Here is an 18,860-nt window from a genome sequence, read left to right on the forward strand (position 1 = left end):
ACCATGCCTTCTTCCGCCACGTCCTTGGACACAGCCGCCGAACTGCTCGCCCTGCTTCACAACACGACGACCGAACCGCGCGTCGACACCCAGCTGGAGGCTCTGGCGCTGGCCGTGTCCGCCGACCTGCCGGTGCTGCTCTGGGGCGAACCGGGAATCGGCAAGACCGCGGCCCTCACCCACCTCGCGGAGACACTCGACCTGCCGCTCACCACGGTGATCGCCAGCGTGCACGAGCCGTCCGACTTCGCCGGTCTGCCCGTGGTCGGCGACGACCCCGCGACGCAGGGCGTGCCGATGGCCCCGCCGGACTGGGCGGTGCGCCTGGTTCGGGCCGGCCGCGGTCTGCTGTTCCTCGACGAGCTGTCCACCGCGCCGCCGGCCGTGCAGGCCGCGTTGCTGCGGGTGGTGCTGGAACGGCGGATCGGCACCCTGCACCTGCCTCCCGGTGTCCGGATCGTCGCCGCCGCCAACCCGCGTTCCTCCGCCGCCGACGGCTGGGAGCTCAGCCCGCCGCTCGCGAACCGGTTCGTGCACCTGCAGTGGGTGCACGACCACGACGTGGTGGTGCGCGGACTCGGTGGCACGTGGCCGAAAGCGACGTTGCCCCGGCTCGACCCGCACCGCCTGTCCGACGCCGTCGCCTTCGCTCGCCGGGCGGTGTGCGGACTTCTGACCACGCGGCCGAACCTCGTGCACCAGCTGCCGAAGACCGAGACCCGCCGAGGTGGTCCCTGGCCCTCACCGCGCAGCTGGGACATGGCGCTGCGGCTGGTGGCGTTCGCGACCGCGGCCGACACCTCCCGCGACGTGCTGTCCATGCTCGTGCGCGGCACCGTCGGCGACGGTCCCGGCCTGGAGCTGTTGTCCAGCATGGACCACATGGACCTGCCCGACCCCGAGGAGCTCCTCGCGGACCCGGCGGCGGCCGTCCTGCCCGAACGCGGCGACCTGCGCCAGGCGGTGCTCGACGGCGTGGTCGCGGCGGTGCGCAAGCAGCCGAGCGAGGCCCGCTGGGACGCGGCGTGGTCGTTGCTGGTGCGCGCACTGGAGACCGGCGCACCCGACCTGGTGGTCGTCCCCGCCGCCACCCTCGCCGCGCTGCGCCAGGACGGCTGGCAGGTGCCCTCGTCGATCGACCAGCTGGCCGGCGCGGTGTCACTGGCACAGCGGGCGGACCGGATCCCGGCGGGTGCCCGCCGATGAGCCTGGACGAGGAGAAGTTGTTCGCTGCCAGGCTGTACGCGGTCCGGTGCCGGCCTTACCTGGCGACGGCGTTGTTCGCGTTGCACGTGGTGGAGTCGCGGCAGGTGCCCACCATGGCCGTGGACAGGTACTGGCGCTGTTACGTGTCACCGGCGTTCGTGGACCGGATGCCGGTGCAGCAGCTGGCCGGCGTCTGGGTGCACGAGGTGTCCCACCTGCTGCGCGACCACCACGGGCGCAGCGACCGGTACGCGGCGAAGCACGAGCTGTCCGGGCCTGGCGAACGGCTGCGGATGAACATCGCCGCCGACTGCGAGATCAACGACGACGTGTTCGACCACGACCTGGTCCGCCCGAAAGACGCAGTCCACCCGGCGATGCTCAAGCTGTCCCCCGGCGAGCTGATGGAGGACTACCTGCGCCAGTTCCGGCTCGGACCGCAGACGAACGGCTGGGCGTGGCTCGACTGCGGCAGCGGCGCCGACGGCCTGGACCGCGACTGGGACCTGGGCCCGGGCAGCGCGGCGGGGCTCACCGCCGAGGAACGGGACGCGGTCCGGTTCCGCGTGGCACAGGGCATCACCGCCCGCCCGGCGACGCACCGGCGGCTGGCGCGGGCGGAGGAGGCGTTCCAGCCCCCGCAACCGTGGCGAGACCTGCTGGGGGCGGCGGTCCGCTCGGCGATCTCCGGCCCCGGCGTCGGCGAGGACTACACCTACGGCCGACCCGCACGCAGATCAGCCGCCCTGCCCGGGGTCGTCCTGCCCAGCCTGCGCCGCCGACCGCCCCGGGTCGTGGTCATCGTCGACACGTCCGGCTCCGTGAGCGACTCCGAACTGGGCAGCGCGCTCGTCGAGATCGCCGCGATCGTCCAGGCCGTGGGCGGCCGGCGTGACCTCGTCTGCGTGCTGTCGTGCGACGCCGCCGCCCACATCACGCAGGAACTGTGCAGTGCCGGAGGAATCACGATGGTGGGTGGCGGCGGTACCGATCTGCGCGCCGGCTTCGCCAAGGCCGCGCGGACCACTCCCCGTCCGGACGTCGTGGTGGCGTTGACCGACGGGCAGACGCCGTGGCCTCAGGTCAAGCCGCCCTTCCGGACTGTGGTGGGCCTGTTCTCGCGACCGTTGCGGGTGAACGAGGACAACCCCGAGTACGCGCCGGACGCGCCGCCCGAGTGGGCTCGGGTGGTGACGATCGGGTAGCCCTCCGCCGAGGCGGGCCGGTGGGGCGGTGCCGAGCTCGCGTTCGGGTGACCTCACTTCCTGCGGACCCGGCCCCACGGCTTGAAGACCGACAGCACCGTCGCGAACCCGAGCAGCACCAGCGCACTGATGGCCAGGAACGCGACGAACCACATGTCCTGCAACGGTTGTTCACCCGACGCCAGCTCACTGATCGGTCCCAGGAAGAACAGCAGCAACGCGCACGCGACGACGTTGAGGACCAGCTTCACGGCGACCCACCAGTAGCGGACGATCCCCCACTTCGACCCCAGTCCCAAGAGGACACCGGTGACCAGGCAGACCACCCCCGCCACGAGCGCGGACAGCAACAGCGGCACGACGGAGAAGTCCGCCAGCGCCTGGTACACGTCGGTGCGGTCGTCACCGGACCGGGCCCAGCCGATCGCCACCAGAACGGTGGCCGCGATGTCGACCCCGATCCAGGCGCCGGCCGACGCGACGTGGGTCACCAGGATCGTCTTGCGCAGCCGGGCCGAGATGGGCCAGCGAACCCGGTTCGCCGCAGGGGCGGTTCGTGATGTCGTGAGAGTGCTCATGATCTTCCTTCGTGTCGAGAAACATCAGAAACGGACCAAGCCGGTCTGGTACGCCACGACGACGAGCTGGGCGCGGTCGCGGGCGTCGAGCTTCACCATCGCCCGGTTGACGTGGGTCTTGACGGTGAGCGGCGAGACGACGAGCTGGTCCGCGATCTCGTCGTTGGACATGCCGTTGGCGGCCAGGGCGACGACCTCACGTTCGCGGTGGGTCAGGGCGTCCAGGCGTTCGGGGTTGACCGGCTCGCTGCCGCGCTGGGTCAGGAACCGGCCGATCAAGGCCTTGGTGGCCTTCGGGGACAGCAGGGCGTCACCCTGGGCGACGGTGCGGATCGCGGCCATCAGCTCCGCGGCGTCGACGCCCTTGCCGAGGAACCCGCCCGCGCCGGCCCGGATGGCCTGGGCCACGTGCTCGTCGACCTCGAACGTGGTCACCACCAGCACTTTGACGCCCGCGAGGTGCTCGTCGGCGGTGATGCGGCGGGTGGTCTCCAGGCCGTCGAGGCGGGGCATGCGGATGTCCATGACCACGACGTCGGCGCGGGTCGTGCGGAGCAGGTCGAGTGCTTCCAGGCCGTCGGCTGCTTCGCCCACGACCTCGAGGTCGGGTGCGGAGTCGATGAGCACGCGGAAGCCCGCGCGGATGAGCGGCTGGTCGTCGGCGAGCAGGACGCGGATGGTCATGGGTTCTTCCCCAGTGGCAGGGTGACGTGGACGCGGAAGAGGTCGTCGGGGCCGAGTCCCGCGCTGGCCGTGCCGCCGACCGCGCTCGCGCGTTCCCGGATGCCGATCAGCCCGAGTCCTGAGCCGCCAGAAGCGTTGTGGCCACAGGTGTTCACGACCTGCAGCACGAGTTCGGCCGGTGTGTGGGTCACGGACAGGTGTGCGGCGCCGTCGCCGTGGCGGTGGGCGTTGGTCAAGGCCTCCTGGATCACCCGGTAGGCGACCAGGTCGACGGTCGCGGGAAGCGGGCGCGGCTCACCCGCCGAGGTCCAGCGGAGCTCCAGGCCCGACTCGCGGAACGTGTCCACGAGCGGTCCCAGCCGGTCCAGGCCCGGTGCGGGTTCGGCCGGTGCGGTCAGGTCCTCGGGTGCGCGCAGGACGCCGAGGAGGGCGCGCAGCTCGTCCAGCACGGAGCTGCTCGCCCGGCGGACGTGCTGCAGCGCTTCGGCCGCGGCGTCCGGCCGGGAGGTGATCAGGTGCTCGGCCACGGAGGCCTGGACGTTGATCACGGAGATGTGGTGCGCCACCACGTCGTGCAGCTCGCGGGCGATGTGCAGCCGTTCCTCGGCCACCCGGCGCCGCGCCTCCTCCTCGCGGGTGCGTTCGGCCCGCAGCGCCCGTTCTTCGACGGCCGCGATGTAGGCCCGTCTGGTGCGCACCGCCTCACCGGCCGCCGCGGCCATGCCGATCAGGGTGAACCTGCCGAGGTTCTCCCAGGGCGACTCGGACGGCCCGACGATGATCGCGGCGGACGGGATCGCGAGCAGGACAACGGTCACCGCTGCCCGGCGCGCCGTCCAGCGGCCCGTGTGGACGGTGAAGGTCGCGACGGCCAGCGGGACCAGGAAGGGTTCCAGGTCGGCGCCGAGCACCGCTGCCACGGCCACCCCCACGGCGGTGACCGCGAGCACCGGCAGCGGCCACCTCCGGCGGGCCGCCAGGGCCGCGGTGACGGCCACCAGCAGTGCGAGCACCGGCGGGGTTCGCACATCCACTGTGGACTCGGCCGCGTCCGTCGTGCTCATCGCGTAGATCACGCCGCAGGTCACCGCGGCACCGAGGGTGTCCACGACCAGCGGGTGCCTTCGCACCAAGATCCCCACCGCGAGCCGCCTACACGTCACGGCGGCGCAGCAGCACCGCGGCGGCGAGCAGCGGGACGACGGCCCAGGCGGCGAACACGGCGGCACCGGCGGAGGCGGTGAGCAGTCCGGGAGCGGGGACCACGCTGGTGAACGCCTCCGCCGCCGTGGAGGGCAGGAACCTCAGCGCCCGGTCCTGCCACGAGGCCGGCAGCAGCAGACCACCGAGGCCCGGCGCGAGGAACACGAGGACGACCAAGGTCGACACCGCGCCCGCGGTGTTGCGCAGGAGTGCGCCGAGCGCGAGACCGATGGCCGCGACACCGGTCATGGTGACGGCGGACCCCACCAGTGCCCCGACGACCCCGGCGTCCCCGATCCGCGCGGTGGGCAGGCCGGCACCGCCCATGACGACCTGTCCGGCGAAGAACACGACCACCGCGCTGACCAGCACGGCCGGGAACACGGTGCCGGCGAGCACGACGACCTTGCCCGCCAGCACCGGCAACCGGGTCGGCACCCCGGTGAGCGTCGTCCTGATCATGCCGGTGGCGTGCTCGCCGGAGATCACCAGCACCCCGAGCACACCGATCACGAGCTGGGCGAACACGACACCGCTCAGGGTGATGCCCGTCGGGTCGGTCACCCCGTCCGCGCCGTCGGAGTCGGTGCCGGCGGTGGAGGCGAAGACCAGTCCGGTCACGATCATCGTCAGCGACGCGCCCAGCAGCGTGAAACCGCTGGACCGCACCGACCGCAGCTTCACCCACTCGCTGCGCAGCACACCGCCGAAGGTCAGGCCGGGAGAGGTCATCAGGCTGCCCTTCCCAGCGAGGCGCTCGTGCCCTCGTACTCGACGACGTCCCGGGTCAGCTCCGCGTAGGCGTCCTCGAGCGACGCCTGTTGAGGAGTCAGCTCGTACAGCGGGATCCCCGCCTGCAACGCCCGTGTCGCGATGTCCTCCGTGGACAGCCCGATGATGTCGAGCACGTCGGTGGCGGCCGAGCTGATCCGCACTCCGTCGCCGCGCAGCACCTCGACGAGCTCGCCGGCGCGCGGCGAGCGGACGTGCACACCGCGTTCGACCGAGGCGATCAGCTCCGCCATCGGCACGTCCGCGACGAGCCTGCCGCGCCCCACCACGACCAGGTGATCGGCGGTGAGCGCCATCTCGCTCATCAGGTGCGACGAGACGAAGACCGTCCGGCCTTCGGCGGCGAGGTCCTTCAGCAGGTGCCGGATCCACCTGATCCCGTCCGGGTCGAGACCGTTGACCGGCTCGTCCAGCACCACCGTGCGCGGGTCGCCGAGCAGGGCGACCGCGATGCCCAGCCGCTGGCTCATGCCCAGTGAGAAGCCGCCGGCCCTGCGCCCGGCCACCTCACCGAGACCGACGAGCTCCAGCACCTCGTCGACCCGCCTGGCGGTGATGCCGTGCGTGGCACCGACGGCCAGCAGGTGGTCACGGGCCGAGCGACCGGGGTGCACCGCGCGTGCCTCGAGCAGCACCCCGATCTCCCGCAACGGAGCGCGGTGTGCGCGGTACGGCTTGCCGTTGACCCTGGTGCAGCCCGCCGACGGCGCCGCGAGCCCGACCAGCACCCGCATGGTCGTCGTCTTGCCGGCACCGTTCGGACCGAGGAACCCGGTCACGGTGCCGGGTTCGACGGTGAAGGACAGCCCGTCCACCGCGGTCTTCGACCCGTACCGCTTGCCGAGGTCCACCACCTCGATCATCTGTTTCTCCCAGGGGGTTCGTTTGCGTTCCCTCAAAGAATCACTGATCGAGGCCGGCAGTTCGTCATACCGGCGCAGGTGGTTCCCGTACCGCGAACGCAGTATATGCACGGAATTCAGCGAATTGACCGGAAGGCAGTTGCGCTCTGGTAAATCGGCACTTAACCCGGACGCATTCGAACACGGGCGTCGCACCACCGTCGATTCGACGCCCGTGTTCGACGGCTCAGTTGAGGCAGAACGACGCGGGTATTCGACTGAACTGCCCTGTTGCGGCGCTCTCCAGGTACGATGGGAGCGCTCCCAGAACCCCTGTCATTGGAGTGACTCATGCGAAGGACCATTCGTGCCATCGCTGCTTCCAGCCTCCTGATCGCGAGCACTTTCGTCGCGACCGCAGGCCCTGCGCACGCCGACGTGACCATTTGCGACCAGTACGGGTCGACCACCATCCAGGGCCGTTATGTGGTGCAGAACAACCGGTGGGGCACCTCGGCCCAGCAGTGCATCAACGTCACGTCGTCCGGTTTCCAGATCACCAGCCAGCAAGGCTCGGCCCCGACCAACGGCGCGCCGGTGTCGTACCCGTCGGCGTTCCTCGGCTGCCACTACACCAACTGCTCCCCCGGCTCCGTCCTGCCGATGCAGGTGAGCCGGATCCGCAGCGCCACGTCGTCGATCAACTACCGGTACGCCGGCGGCACCTACAACGCCTCGTACGACATCTGGCTCGACCCCACGCCGAAGACCAACGGCGTGAACCAGATGGAGATCATGATCTGGTTCAACCGCCAGGGCTCGATCCAGCCCATCGGCAGCGCGGTCGGCACGACGACCGTCGGCGGCCGCAGCTGGCAGGTGTGGCGCGGCAGCAACGGTTCCAACAACGTCATCTCCTACGTCGCGCCGTCGCCGATCACCTCGTGGTCGTTCAGCGTGCTCGACTTCATCAACGACGTGCGCGCCCGCGGTGCGATCACGAACTCGTGGTACCTGACCAGCATCCAGGCCGGGTTCGAGCCGTGGAACGGCGGCGTCGGCCTGGCGGTCGACAACTTCTCGGCGTCCGTCAGCGGGTGAGACCCGTCACGCCGGCTGCGGCCAGTCGCCGCAGCCGGCGGTGTCAGGTCCGCCGATCACCCACCAGGCTGCTGGTCCGGCTTCGGCTGCTGGTCCGGCTTCGGCTGCTGGTCCGGCTTCGACTGCTGGTCCGGCTCCTGCTTCGGCTCCTGGCGGACCGACTTCAATGCCTCCTCCACCGACTGCCTCAGCGGCAGCACCTGGCTCAGCGCGCTGGCCATCATGGGACGCACCGCCGCGGCCTGCGTGGCGACGATGGCGAACCCCACCTCCTCACGCTGAGCCCGCGCGTGCAGCTCCAGCAGCATCGACAACGCCGACGAGCCCATGAAGTCCACGGCGAGCTCCACCACCAGGCCTTTGGGGTGTTTGCCCAGGTGGTCGAACAGAGTCGTCCCGATGGAGCCGACGCTGACCATGTCGAGCTCGCCGCTGATGACAGCGACGAGCACGCCGTCGTGGTCGCTCGTTCGCACGTCGGCCGTTGACGCCGTCTCGCTCGAAGTCACCGAACACCTCACTTGAAGATCCGCACCTGTTCTGCACCGATGGTACGAAGCGCGACGCCAGGCGGCAGATCAGCGGGTTTCCGACGGCCCGACCGCCGGGCACGTCCCAGGCGTGTGGTCAAGGCTGACCGAGGATCTCCAGCACCCGCAGGTGGGCCTGCGCGCACGCCTGCGCCTCGGTGCCGCGGACGTGCGCGACGACGTCCTCGTCGCGCCAGACCACGAGGGCGACGGCGGCCGCGCTGACCGGTGTGAGTCCGAGCCGCCACCGACGGCCTCCGCGCACGACGACGCGCTCCGCCGTGAGCCAGCGACCGGACGGGAGGCTGTACTGGACGTCCCACTCGCCGGACGCCGCCAGCGCGGCCACCGACCGGGGCACCGCGGGCGCGTCATCGGGTTCGATCAAGCTCACCCCGCCAACGTAAACCCGGCCGCAGCACCGTGCTCGGCGCCGCTCCGGAAGGTCGACACGCGCTGACGGGCAGCGGAACAAGCGGGTCGATACGACCGAACGGGTGAACCGGCGCACAGGAGCGCCCGCTCGATAGGTTGATCTTCGTCCGCTCCGCTTCCCGCCGCGCCAGGAGTTCCCCCGTTGGTCCCCAGTGGTCGGCTGCGCGTCTTGGTGGACGCCCCGTGGTTCAACAAGGTGATCACCGTGGTGATCCTCGTCAACGCGGTCACGCTGGGCGCCGAGACGTCACCGGAGCTGCTCGCGTCGTTCGGGGACCTGCTGCACGTGGTGGACCGGCTGGCGTTGACCGTCTTCGTCGTCGAGCTGGCGCTGCGTTTCGGCGCGTACGGCAGGGACTTCTTCCGCGACCCGTGGAACTGGTTCGACACCGTGGTCGTCGCCGTCACACTGCTGCCCGCCTCGGGGACGTTCTCGGTGCTGCGCGCCTTGCGGGTGTTGCGCGTGCTGCGACTGGTCTCGGTCGTGCCCAGCATGCGCCGCGTGGTGTCGGCGCTGCTGACCGCGTTGCCCGGCATGGCGTCCATCACCGCGTTGCTGGCGCTGGTCCTCTACGTGTCCGCGGTGATCGCCACCAAGCTCTTCAGCGGGGTCTCGCCCGGGTACTTCGGGGACCTGGGCGACTCGTTGTTCACGCTGTTCCAGGTCATGACGGGCGAGGCGTGGTCGGAGGTCGCCCGGCAGGTCATGGCCGAGAAGCCGTTCGCGTGGGTCTTCTTCGTCGGCTACCTGGCCATCACGACGTTCACCGTGCTGAACCTGTTCATCGCGGTCGCGGTGAGCGCGATGCAGACCCAGATGACCGAGGAGCACGCCGAGCACGACCGCGAGGAGATGGCCGCGACGCTGGAGATCCTGACCGAGGTCCGCTCCGGGAGGACGTGGAGGCGTTGCGGGCCAAGGCCTCGGTCTGACGCTCGCCGTCAGGCGGGCTGGACCACGCCCGTCCGCCACGGCTTCTCCCGGTCGCGCTTCATCGGCGGGACCTTGAAGTTCGCGTACGAGTACTTGCCGGTGATCGAACCGTCGGCGTCGAAGTGGAAGACGTCCATGCCGTGCCAGACCATCCGCGAGCCGTACCGCAGGAACCCGAGCAACCGCAGCAACGGGTAAAGGCCGCGGGGCCGAGGCTTCGAGATGTCGATCCGGCACGCCCACCGGATCGCCGCCCGCCGCCCCGGTTCGTCGACGAGCTTGTCGTAGACGTCGAACCGCATCGCGCCGTACCTGCCGGCGAACTGGGGCGCGAACTCGGCCCGGATGGCGTCCCTGCCGCGGTGCTTCCCGCCGTCACCCGGCTCGTACTCGGCGTCGTCCGCGAAGAACGCCATGACCCGGTCGAGGTCGTTGTCGTTGAAGGCCTCGACGAACTCGTCGACGGTCATGGCCAGGGTGCGCTGCGTCATGGGCGCACACGTTAAAGGAACACCGTACTTTTAACCAACGCCCTTGGTAGGCTGCCGTCTCACATGGACGCCTCGTTCCGCCGGGCACGGCAACCGGAGCAGAAGCAGCAGCGGCGCGAGGCGATCCTCGCCGCCGCCCGCGACCTCGCCCTCACCAGCGGCGTGGCCGGGGTCAGCCTCGGTGACATCGCCGCCGCCGTCGGCCTGGTGAAGTCGAACGTGCTGCGCTACTTCGGCACCCGCGAGGAGATCTACCTCCAGCTCACGATGCGCGACGGCACCGAGTGGGCGGACGCGGTGACCGACCGGCTGCAGGGCGCCGCGGGCATCGGCGAGATGGCCACCGCGCTCGCGGACTGCTTCGCCGAGCGCGTGCTGTACTGCGACCTGATCAGCCACGCGGAAACGATGCTGGAGCACAACGTCTCGCTCGAGGTGCTGCACACGTACAAGCTGTGGGCGATCGGCATGTACGGGCGCGTGGGTGAGCGGATCGCCGCCGTGTGCCCGGAGCTGACCGCGGCGGAGGGCACCTCGGTGGTCTTCGCCGCCGGAGCGTTCGTCGGCAGGTTGCACCCGATCACGCGACCCCCGGCGACGCTGGCCGAGCTGTACGCGAGGGAACCGGCGATCGCGGCGGTGTTCCCGCCGTTCCAGCCGGCCCTGCGGCACTTCATCGCGGCGACCGCCGCGGGGCTGCCCTCGGTTCGGGGCGAGCTGGCTCAGCGACCCTAGGGCGTGTCCCGTGAGTCTCGTCCGCGACAGTCGCGGCCGAGGGCCCCGGAGGTGGCACCGCCGCACCACCCGAATACGCCCGGTATGAAGGCGCCGCGGCGGCACCGCCTCCGGGACTCTCGACCGTGACTCTCATCGAACGGACTCACGGGACACGCCCTAGTAGTCCGCGGGCCGGACCCCCTCCAGGGCCAGCGTGGCGAGCCGGGCGGCGTCACCGGCGTCCCCAGTGGCCAGTGAGACCGCGTTGACGAGGGTCAGCAGGTCGTCGATGCCGACACCGTCGCGCACCGCGCCCGCCTCCTGCGCCAGGCGCAGGAGCTCACCGCCGGCGTCGCGCAGCATCACCTCGCAGCCACTGCCCGCGGGCGTGTGCAGCAAGGACTCCGCCAGGCCACGGGTGGTCGCGCCGTAGACCGCGAGGTCGCGCAGCCAGTCCACCAGCGCCTGGCCGGGGTCCTCCGCCGTCGCGAGCCGGCCGGCCTGCGCGCAGAGCACCTCGACGCGGTCGTGGAACACCGCCTCCAGCAGCGCCTGCCTGGTCGGGAAGTGCCGGTGCAGCGTGGCGGAGCCGACCCCGGCGTCGCGGGCGATCTTCTCCAGCGACGCGTCCGCTCCGGTGCGCGCGACTTCGGCCTCCGCCGCCGCGAGGATGAGTTCGTAGTTGCGCCGGGCGTCCGCTCGCACGTCCCGAACTCTACGAGCAACGCCATCCGGGGTGCCACCCCGGTTCAGTGCCTGCCCGCGGTCAGGTCGATCACGTACTTGCCCCGCACACCGCCCGCCTCCAGGCGGCGGTGCACTTCGACGATCTCCTCGATCGGAAACGCCCGGTCCGGCACCGGCCTGATCGCACCCGCCTCGACGAGCTCCGCGAGCCGCGCGACGGTGCCGGCGGCCGGGTTGTTGCTGAAGGACAGCACCGGACGCGGCAGCAGCCTGCCGAAGGCCACGGCGGCCAGCGAGCGCACGACCGCGTCCGGTGCGATGGCCAGCGCGACCATCCGGCCGCCCCGCGCCAGCCTCCGCCGGTAGGCCGGCAGGTCCGTGCCCACGAGGTCGACGATCACGTCGAACGGCCCGAGGTCGGCAGGCCCGGTCGTCCGGTAGTCCACGGCGACGTGCGCACCGAGCTCGCGGACCCAGTCCAGGTTGCGCTCACCGGCCATCGCGGTGACGTGCGCGCCCAGGTGCCGCCCGAGCTGCACGGCGACGCTGCCGACGCCACCGGTGGCACCGCGCACGAGCAGGCGCTCACCGGGGAGCACCGCGGCCTTCTCCTCCAGCGCGGTGATCGCGGTGGTCCCGCTGACCGGCAACGAGCCCGCGGCGACCGGGTCCAGCCCCTGCGGCAGCGGCGCGACCCGGTCCCGGGGCACCACGACCTTGTCGGCGATGGAGCCGAACGTGCCGTGTGGCATCAGGCCCCACACCAGCTCGCCCCGGCGGAGGTCGACACCGGCTCCGACGGCCGCCACCCGCCCCGCGAACTCGTTGCCGCTCCCCTGCGGGAACGTCAGCCGCATCACCCGGCGCAGCTTGCCGGCGCGGATGGCGGTCTCCCCTCCGCCGACCCCGGCCGACAGCACCTCGACCAAAACTGTCCCGGCCCCGCGACCGGCTCCGGCACCTCGCGGACCTGCAGCACCTCGGGGCCGCCGAAGCGGTCGTACTCGACCTTGCGCATAACTGGGGTGTCCCTCCACTTGAGGACACCACACTAACCGGGGTACCACCCCACTTGACAAGTGCGACCGGCGACCGAGGGCGAGCCGACCGCGACCACCGACGCGTCCCGATTGCGCGACGGTGAAGACATGGTTGCCGAGAACGCACTTGTCGTCGCATTGATCCCGCTTTAGCTTCGAAAGGGAGCTCACGGCGATCGCCATTACCGAGCGGTGACAAGAAATGCGAGAAATTCCTTGTACCACCACCATTTCGTGCGCGAGCTGTTCGTCCACCCGGTGAAAGGGCTCACCGCACAGCCGCTGGACCAGGTCGAGCTCCGGCCCGGCCAGGGCGTTCCCCACGACCGGACGCTCGCGTTCGCCCGGCCGGACGGCCGCTACCGGCCGGGAACCCGGACGGGGTTGCCGAAGCAGGAGTTCTTCGCCCTGGTCTCCGATCACCGCCTTTCCGGTCTCGACACGCATTTCGACGTCGAGACGGAGGTTCTCACCGCACGAGTGGCCGGCCACGAGGTGCTGAAAGCCGATCTCGGCACGGAAGAGGGCGCTGCCACGGCGACGCGGTTCTTCGCCCGTGTGCTCGACCTGCCGGCGGGTGTCGTGCCGGTGCTCGCGCGGGAACCGGGCAGGCGCTTCACCGACGCGAACGTCGCCGGGGACGGGCCGATGAACTGGGTCTCGCTCGTCAACCTGGCCTCGGTCCGCGACCTGGAGTCGCGCACGGGTACCACGGTCGACCCGAGGAGGTTCCGCGCCAACGTCTTCGTGGAGGGGCTGCCCGCGTGGTCCGAAGTGGACCTGATGGACGCGGAGTTCGACCTGGGCGGTGTGCGGGTGCGAGCGGTGCACCGGACCAAGCGCTGCGCCGCGACCGAGGTCGGTCCCGGTGCGGGCCGGCGCGACCTGCCGGTGGTGACCATGCTCCAGCGGACCTGCGGGCACCAGTTCATGGGAATTTACGTGGAGGTCCTCACCGCCGGGGTTCTGCGGAAGGGCGCTGAGGTCGTTGTCTGAGCTGCGTCTGCGAGTCAGCGAGTCGGCCGACCTCACGCCGACGGTCCGCCGTTTCGTGTTGAAAGACCCCGGAGGATCGGTTCTACCGGCCCACGAACCCGGCGCGCACGTCGTGATCACCACGCCGGCCGGGCACAAGCGCAGTTACAGCCTCGTCGATCCGGGTGGTGCCGAGCCGCGGGAGTACGTGGTGTGCGTGCGCCGCAACCGCGCCGGCCGGGGTGGTTCCGCGAGCATGCACGACGACGTGGTGGTGGGCACCGAGCTCCTGGTGTCCGCGCCGGTCAACAGGTTTCGCCTGCACCCCTCGCCCCGGTACCTGTTCATCGCCGGCGGGATCGGGATCACGCCGATCCGCGCGATGGTGCGCCGGTTGCGCGCCGAGGGTCATCCGGACGTGCGGGTGCTGTACCTGACGCAGTCCGCCGCCGAAACCCCGTTCCTGCAGGAGTTCGACGGCCCGCAGGACACCGTGCACCACAGCGACGACCACGGTCTGCTCGACCTGTGGCCACATCTGGCCGAGCCGGACGACGACACGCGAATCTATTGCTGCGGTCCCGCTCCGCTGATGCAGGCCGTGCGAACGCTGACAGCTCATTGGCGTGCGAGCCGGATCCACCTGGAGCAGTTCGCGGCCGACCACACCGCGATCTCCCTGCCCTTCACCGCGGTCTGGGCCCCTGACGGGCTTCGCGTCGACGTTCCCTCCCACCTCTCGCTGCTCGACGCGCTGCGCCGCAACGGTGTTCCCGTCGAGTCTTCCTGCGAGGCCGGGGTGTGCGGCACCTGCCGCCTCGCGGTCCTGGCCGGCGAGGTCGAGCACCGCGACTCCGTGCTGACCGACGGGGAACGGCGTTCCAGCGTGGTCGCCTGCGTGTCGCGGGCCGCGTCCGCCGAGCTCGTCGTCGGTCCTCGAGACCACCTTCGAAAGGATCTTCCGTGATCGACTGGCTGCGGCTCGCGGAGTCGCTGATCTCCTCACCCTGGCTCTACGGCGTGCTGATAGCGGTGTCCTTCCTGGACTCTTTCCTGCCGCTGATCCCGAGCGAACCCGTCGTGATCGTCGCGGGCGTGTACGCCGCGACCGGCCAGACCGACATCGTGCTCGTCATCGCCGCCACGACCCTCGGCGCCTTCCTCGGCGACATGGTCCCGTACACAGCGGGTCGTCTGTTCGGCACGCGCCTGCTCAAACGCCTCCCACCCGGCTCCAAGCGCCGCGCGGCACACGACTGGTTCGCCCGTGAGCTCGACGCCCGCGGTGGCTTCATCCTGGTGACCACGCGGTTCATCCCGGTCGGGCGGTACCTGGCCACCCTGTCCACCGGGCTCGTCGGGTTCCCGCTGCGCAAGTACGTGCTGTTCGTCGCGTTCGCCACGGCGTCCTGGAGCACCTACACCGCGCTCACCGGCTATCTCGGCGGTGTCCTGTTCCAGGAGAACACGCTCCTGGCGATCGCCGTCGGCGTCGGGCTCGCGTTGGTGGTGACCGGGTTCATCGAGGTCGTGCGCCGCGCGCGCCACCGCCGGAACACGGCCGCGCCGGACCCGGTCATCGACTGACCCCCTCAGCGGCGGCGGCCATGATGTGCCGGGTGCGCTCGCGCAGCAGCTGGTGCGTGCGGTCGTGGTGGTTGCGCGGGTGCCACGCCATGCCGACCGTCACGGCCGGCAGCTCCACGGGAACCGGGAACGTGCGCAGCCCCAGCGTGTCGAGCATCCGCCGCGCCAGCCTGGCGGGCGCGATGCAGACGACGTCGGTCTCCGAGGCCAGGAACAGCGCGCTCGCGAACGTCGGCACCACGGCCACCACGCGCCGGCTCAGTCCCAGCTCCGCCAGCTGCTCGTCGATCGGGCCGTGTGCCCGGCCACGCCGTGACACGACGATGTGATCGGCGGCGGCGAACCGTTGCGGCGTCACGTTCTTCGCCTTCGCGAGCGGATGCCCTGGCCGCACCGCGCCGATCAGCGTCTCGGTGACGAGCGCTTCCGAGTGGATCTCCGAGTCACCGGGCCGGATGCTGCCGATCTCCAGGTCCACCAGGCCTTCGCGCAGGGCCGGGACGTCCTCCAGGCTCTCCGGCCGCAGGCGCAGCGAGATGCCGGGCGCCTGCTCGCGCAGGTCGTCGATCAGCGACGGGATGAAGGTCGTGGAGAGCATGTCGGTGACCTGCAGGTCGAACATGCGCACGGCGGTCCGCGGGTCGGCGGTCGTGGACGGCGCGAACAACGCTCGTGCCCGTGACGCGATCGCGTGCACCTCACCGCGCAGCTCCAACGCCCGTGGCGTGGGCACGAGATCACGCCCGGCGCGCACGAGCAGCGGGTCGTCGAAGGTCCGCCGCAGCCGGGCCAGCGCCCGGCTCATCGGCGCCGAGGTGTGCAGGCGGGCGGCGGCCTTGGTGACGCTGTTCTCGGCGAGCAGCGCGTCCAAGGCCTCGATCAGGTTCAGATCGATGTAGTCCACTCGCCGATTATCACATCCGAAATGTTTGCTTGCCAGAGTTGCACTGGAGTTAATCCGGTGTCGCTCCTACTGTCGGTGACAAGAAGAAATCGTTGGAGGAGAACAGAATGACGCGGGCTGTGGTGATCGGTGCCGGGATCGTCGGGCTGACGACGGGCATCGCCCTGCGCCGGGCCGGGATCGACGTGGTGGTGTGCGAGCAGGCACCGGAGATCCGCGCGGCCGGGGCCGGGCTGGGACTGTGGGCCAACGCGCTGGCGGTGTTCGACGAGCTCGGCATCGGCGAGCAGGTGCGCGCGATCGGCAAGCCCAGCGAGATGTACTTCCACAACCCGGCCGGGAACCTGCTGGACACCCCCGAGTTCGACGTGGAGGACCACCGGTACCTGTTGGTGCACCGGGCGAAGCTGAACGACCTGCTCGCCGACGCGGTGGGACACGAGAACATCCGTCTCGGCACGGGGTTCGGCGAGTACGAGGAACACGCCGGCGGTGTCACCGTCCGGTTGACCGACGGCAGCAGCGAGGAAGCCGACGTGCTCGTCGGAGCGGACGGGGCGTACTCCGCGGTGCGGGCGCAGCTGGTGCCCGGCACCCCGGCGGAGGAACACCGCGGTCACCAGGTCTGGCGCGCGGTCGTCCCGGCCGGTGACGTCACGGTGCCCGGCAACCGCCTGATCCTGGGCACCAACGGGTGCCGCGGCGGGTACGTGCGCACCCACGACGGCAGCGTCTACTGGCTGGTGAACCAGTTCAAGTCACCGCCGCTGACCGGAACCCGCCGCGACCAGGCGCTGGAACGGGCCCGCCACCTGGAGGACGACGAGGACGGGGTGCTGACCCGGCTCATCACCGCGACGCCGGAAGAGGTGATCCTGCACAACCAGATCATGCTCGTACCTCCGTTGCCGCACTGGGTCTCCGCGCGGGTCGCCCTGGTCGGAGACGCGGCGCACGCGATGTCACCGCACATCACCGCCGGAGCGACGCTGGGCATCGAGGACGCCGCCCTGCTCGGCCGGCTGCTCGGCTCCGCCGTCGACGTTCCCGGCGCCCTGCAGACCTACCAGGCCGACCGGATCCCGCGGTACACCCGCGTCGCGGAGCTGTCCGCCGCGGTCGAGCACTCCCCCACGCCGCAGGAGTTCGCGCACCACTACGCGGCGTTCAGCCACTGGATGACCGCGCCCGCGCAGGACTCGGTGCAGCAGGAGCAGGTGCGGGCATGAGTTTCTCCGTCGACGTGGACGTGGCCGTGCCGATGCGCGACGGTATCTCGCTCACCACGAACGTGTGGCGACCCGACGGTCCCGGCCCCTTCCCCGTCCTGCTGATCCGCACGCCCTACGGCAAGGACGACGCCGGGACGTACGGCAACCCCAAGCTGCCGGACGTGTTCGCGTTCGTGGAAGCCGGCTACGCGGTGGTGGCCCAGGACGTCCGCGGCACGTCCCGCTCGCCGGGAACGTTCGAACCGGGCACCCACGAGGGCCACGACGGTGACGACACCCTGACGTGGCTGGCCGAACAGCCCTGGTGCGACGGCAACGTCGGCATGTGGGGCGGGTCGTACATGGGCTTCACGCAATGGCTCGCCGCCGTGCACGACTCACCGGCGTTGCGAGCGATCGCGCCCGTGATGAGCTCCGCCGACCTGTACCGCGCACCGTGGTACTCCCCCGGCGGTGCGTTGTCCCAGGACACCGTGCTCACGTGGAGCACGCTTTCGGCGCTGCGCACCCTGCGACGTGACCCCACCGGCGGCGACCCCGCCGACGCCCACGCGCTCCTGTCCAGTGTGGACGGTTCCGGGTCGCACGACCTGCCGCTGTCCGGGCGGGACGCCGTGCTGCGCAACCTCCCGTGGTTCGGCGACGTGCTCGGCCACCCCGAGCGCGACGCCTTCTGGCAGGAGGTCGCCGCGATCGACCACTGCGGCAGCATCAAGGCCCCGGCACTCCAGGTCGGCGGCTGGTACGACGTGTTCATCGGCGAAACCGTGCGGTCGTACACGATGATGCGCGAGCACGGCGGCAGCGAGGCGGCCCGCGACGGCCAGCGGCTCGTCATCGGGCCGTGGGCACACCCCGACGGCGCCGACCTCGGCACGTTCCCCGACCGGTCGTTCGGCCTCGCGGGCAGCATCAAGGCCGCCGACGTCACCGGCGAGCACCTGAGGTTCTTCGACCGCTGGGTGCGGGGCCACCCGTCCGACGACACCCACCGCGTCCGGATCTTCGTCATGGGCGCCGACCGGTGGCGTGACGAGGAGGACTGGCCTCTGCCCGACACCCGCTACACCGACTTCTTCCTCGACGGCGGCGGTCGCGCCAACACCGCCACCGGCGACGGAGTCCTGACCCGTGACGCCGTGCCGGTGGGGGCGACGGACACCTTCCTCTACGACCCGCGCCGCCCTGTTCCCACCCTGGGCGGCACCGTGCTGGCCGCCTACCCCGGCCCGGCCGACCAGGCGGCGGTCGAGCAACGCGACGACGTGCTCTGCTTCACCACCGCGGTCCTGACCGACCCGGTCGAGGTGACCGGCCACGTCACCCTCGTGCTGCACGTCTCCAGCTCCGCACCGGACACCGACTTCACCGGCAAGCTCGTCGACGTGCACCCCGACGGCAAGGCGATCCTGCTGTGCGAAGGCATCCAGCGCGCCCGCTACCGCCACTCGCTGACCGAACCGGTGCTGATGGAACCCGGCGCGGCCTACGAGCTGACCCTCGACCTCGGCGTCACCTCGAACGTCTTCCTGCCGGGCCACCGCATCCGTCTCGAGGTCTCCAGCAGCAACTTCCCCCGCTACGACCGCAACACCAACACCGGCGGCACGATCGCCACCGACGACGCCCTGACCGTCGCCGTCAACCAGGTCCACCACGGACCGGCACACCCGAGCCGCCTCGTGCTCCCCCTCATCGACCGCCCGGAGGCGTGACC

20 protein-coding genes and 1 pseudogene are annotated in these 18,860 nt (G+C 70.9%); 10 read left to right on the top strand and 11 right to left on the bottom strand.

From position 1 onward, the window contains the following. The first annotated feature begins 3 nt into the window (after positions 1 to 3). A complete protein-coding gene (locus tag BBK82_RS42740; RefSeq protein WP_065920011.1) occupies positions 4 to 1,206 on the top strand; it encodes an AAA family ATPase in 1,203 nt (400 codons plus the stop codon). Beyond that, entirely contained in the window at positions 1,203 to 2,411 is a 1,209-nt protein-coding gene (locus BBK82_RS42745) for a vWA domain-containing protein (protein WP_065920012.1), read from the top strand. Before BBK82_RS42740 ends, BBK82_RS42745 begins: the two co-directional genes overlap by 4 nt. 53 nt (positions 2,412 to 2,464) lie before the next feature. Here BBK82_RS42745 and BBK82_RS42750 read toward each other — a convergent pair whose 3' ends face one another. The 5 genes from BBK82_RS42750 to BBK82_RS42770 are packed head-to-tail and all read right to left on the bottom strand — an operon-like array spanning position 2,465 to position 6,531. After that, complete coding sequence (locus tag BBK82_RS42750; protein WP_237047888.1) at positions 2,465 to 2,989, bottom strand: hypothetical protein; 525 nt, start codon at positions 2,987 to 2,989, stop codon at positions 2,465 to 2,467. A 24-nt stretch (positions 2,990 to 3,013) separates the two neighbouring features. Further along, entirely contained in the window at positions 3,014 to 3,673 is a 660-nt protein-coding gene (locus tag BBK82_RS42755) for a response regulator transcription factor (protein ID WP_065920013.1), read from the bottom strand. Next, positions 3,670 to 4,803 carry a sensor histidine kinase gene (locus BBK82_RS42760; protein ID WP_237048486.1) on the bottom strand — a complete coding sequence of 378 codons (1,134 nt, stop codon included), beginning with the start codon at positions 4,801 to 4,803 and terminating at the stop codon, positions 3,670 to 3,672. Before BBK82_RS42760 ends, BBK82_RS42755 begins: the two co-directional genes overlap by 4 nt. Positions 4,804 to 4,825: 22 nt before the next feature. Further along, complete coding sequence (locus BBK82_RS42765) at positions 4,826 to 5,608, bottom strand: ABC transporter permease (RefSeq protein WP_065920015.1); 783 nt, start codon at positions 5,606 to 5,608, stop codon at positions 4,826 to 4,828. Next, positions 5,608 to 6,531, bottom strand: a complete 924-nt coding sequence (locus BBK82_RS42770) for an ABC transporter ATP-binding protein (protein WP_065920016.1) — start codon at positions 6,529 to 6,531, stop codon at positions 5,608 to 5,610. The genes BBK82_RS42765 and BBK82_RS42770 overlap by 1 nt, the downstream gene beginning before the upstream one ends. 330 nt (positions 6,532 to 6,861) lie before the next feature. Between BBK82_RS42770 and BBK82_RS42775 the strand changes: the two genes are divergently transcribed. Beyond that, on the top strand, positions 6,862 to 7,611 hold the full coding sequence (locus BBK82_RS42775; RefSeq protein ID WP_083268583.1) for a GH12 family glycosyl hydrolase domain-containing protein: 750 nt from the start codon (positions 6,862 to 6,864) through the stop codon (positions 7,609 to 7,611). A 56-nt stretch (positions 7,612 to 7,667) separates the two neighbouring features. On the opposite strand, the gene BBK82_RS42780 is transcribed toward BBK82_RS42775, so the two are convergent. Then, a complete protein-coding gene (locus BBK82_RS42780; protein ID WP_065920017.1) occupies positions 7,668 to 8,120 on the bottom strand; it encodes an STAS domain-containing protein in 453 nt (150 codons plus the stop codon). Between the two features lie 118 nt (positions 8,121 to 8,238). Next, a complete protein-coding gene (locus tag BBK82_RS42785) occupies positions 8,239 to 8,535 on the bottom strand; it encodes a hypothetical protein (protein WP_065920018.1) in 297 nt (98 codons plus the stop codon). A gap of 249 nt (positions 8,536 to 8,784) precedes the next feature. Here BBK82_RS42785 and BBK82_RS57100 point away from each other — a divergent pair. Beyond that, positions 8,785 to 9,336, top strand: a pseudogene (locus BBK82_RS57100) (ion transporter); the annotation flags it as partial. Between the two features lie 182 nt (positions 9,337 to 9,518). On the opposite strand, the gene BBK82_RS55270 reads toward BBK82_RS57100, so the two are convergent. Further along, complete coding sequence (locus tag BBK82_RS55270) at positions 9,519 to 10,001, bottom strand: YybH family protein (protein ID WP_071812799.1); 483 nt, start codon at positions 9,999 to 10,001, stop codon at positions 9,519 to 9,521. Between the two features lie 63 nt (positions 10,002 to 10,064). Between BBK82_RS55270 and BBK82_RS42795 the strand changes: the two genes are divergently transcribed. Beyond that, positions 10,065 to 10,736, top strand: coding sequence for a TetR/AcrR family transcriptional regulator (locus BBK82_RS42795; RefSeq protein WP_065920020.1), 672 nt, complete (start codon positions 10,065 to 10,067; stop codon positions 10,734 to 10,736). A 159-nt stretch (positions 10,737 to 10,895) separates the two neighbouring features. On the opposite strand, the gene BBK82_RS42800 is transcribed toward BBK82_RS42795, so the two are convergent. Continuing rightward, positions 10,896 to 11,423 (bottom strand): TetR/AcrR family transcriptional regulator, encoded by a 528-nt coding sequence (locus BBK82_RS42800; RefSeq protein ID WP_065920021.1) that lies wholly within the window; start codon positions 11,421 to 11,423, stop codon positions 10,896 to 10,898. A gap of 44 nt (positions 11,424 to 11,467) precedes the next feature. Beyond that, positions 11,468 to 12,325: an NAD(P)-dependent alcohol dehydrogenase gene (locus BBK82_RS42805; protein ID WP_237048487.1), complete on the bottom strand. Its 858-nt coding sequence runs from the start codon at positions 12,323 to 12,325 to the stop codon at positions 11,468 to 11,470. Positions 12,326 to 12,679: 354 nt separating this feature from the next. Between BBK82_RS42805 and BBK82_RS42810 the strand changes: the two genes are divergently transcribed. The 3 genes from BBK82_RS42810 to BBK82_RS42820 are packed head-to-tail and all read left to right on the top strand — an operon-like array spanning position 12,680 to position 15,007. Further along, positions 12,680 to 13,441, top strand: coding sequence for an MOSC domain-containing protein (locus BBK82_RS42810; protein ID WP_065921819.1), 762 nt, complete (start codon positions 12,680 to 12,682; stop codon positions 13,439 to 13,441). Continuing rightward, positions 13,434 to 14,387 carry a PDR/VanB family oxidoreductase gene (locus BBK82_RS42815; RefSeq protein WP_154697837.1) on the top strand — a complete coding sequence of 318 codons (954 nt, stop codon included), beginning with the start codon at positions 13,434 to 13,436 and terminating at the stop codon, positions 14,385 to 14,387. Before BBK82_RS42810 ends, BBK82_RS42815 begins: the two co-directional genes overlap by 8 nt. Further along, positions 14,384 to 15,007, top strand: a complete 624-nt coding sequence (locus tag BBK82_RS42820) for a DedA family protein (RefSeq protein WP_065920023.1) — start codon at positions 14,384 to 14,386, stop codon at positions 15,005 to 15,007. Before BBK82_RS42815 ends, BBK82_RS42820 begins: the two co-directional genes overlap by 4 nt. Here the strand turns inward: BBK82_RS42820 and BBK82_RS42825 are convergent. Then, the gene (locus BBK82_RS42825) at positions 14,997 to 15,911 is read right to left on the bottom strand and encodes a LysR family transcriptional regulator (protein ID WP_083268588.1); all 915 of its coding nucleotides are present in this window, start codon (positions 15,909 to 15,911) and stop codon (positions 14,997 to 14,999) included. The genes BBK82_RS42820 and BBK82_RS42825 overlap by 11 nt on opposite strands. 107 nt (positions 15,912 to 16,018) lie before the next feature. Here BBK82_RS42825 and BBK82_RS42830 point away from each other — a divergent pair, with 107 nt between their 5' ends. Together BBK82_RS42830 and BBK82_RS42835 are read left to right on the top strand one after the other, a co-directional pair. Then, positions 16,019 to 17,140 (top strand): FAD-dependent oxidoreductase, encoded by a 1,122-nt coding sequence (locus tag BBK82_RS42830; protein WP_065920024.1) that lies wholly within the window; start codon positions 16,019 to 16,021, stop codon positions 17,138 to 17,140. Continuing rightward, complete coding sequence (locus tag BBK82_RS42835) at positions 17,137 to 18,858, top strand: CocE/NonD family hydrolase (RefSeq protein ID WP_065920025.1); 1,722 nt, start codon at positions 17,137 to 17,139, stop codon at positions 18,856 to 18,858. Before BBK82_RS42830 ends, BBK82_RS42835 begins: the two co-directional genes overlap by 4 nt. Positions 18,859 to 18,860: the final 2 nt, after the last annotated feature.

The organism is Lentzea guizhouensis (assembly GCF_001701025.1).
Lineage (GTDB): Bacteria > Actinomycetota > Actinomycetes > Mycobacteriales > Pseudonocardiaceae > Lentzea > Lentzea guizhouensis.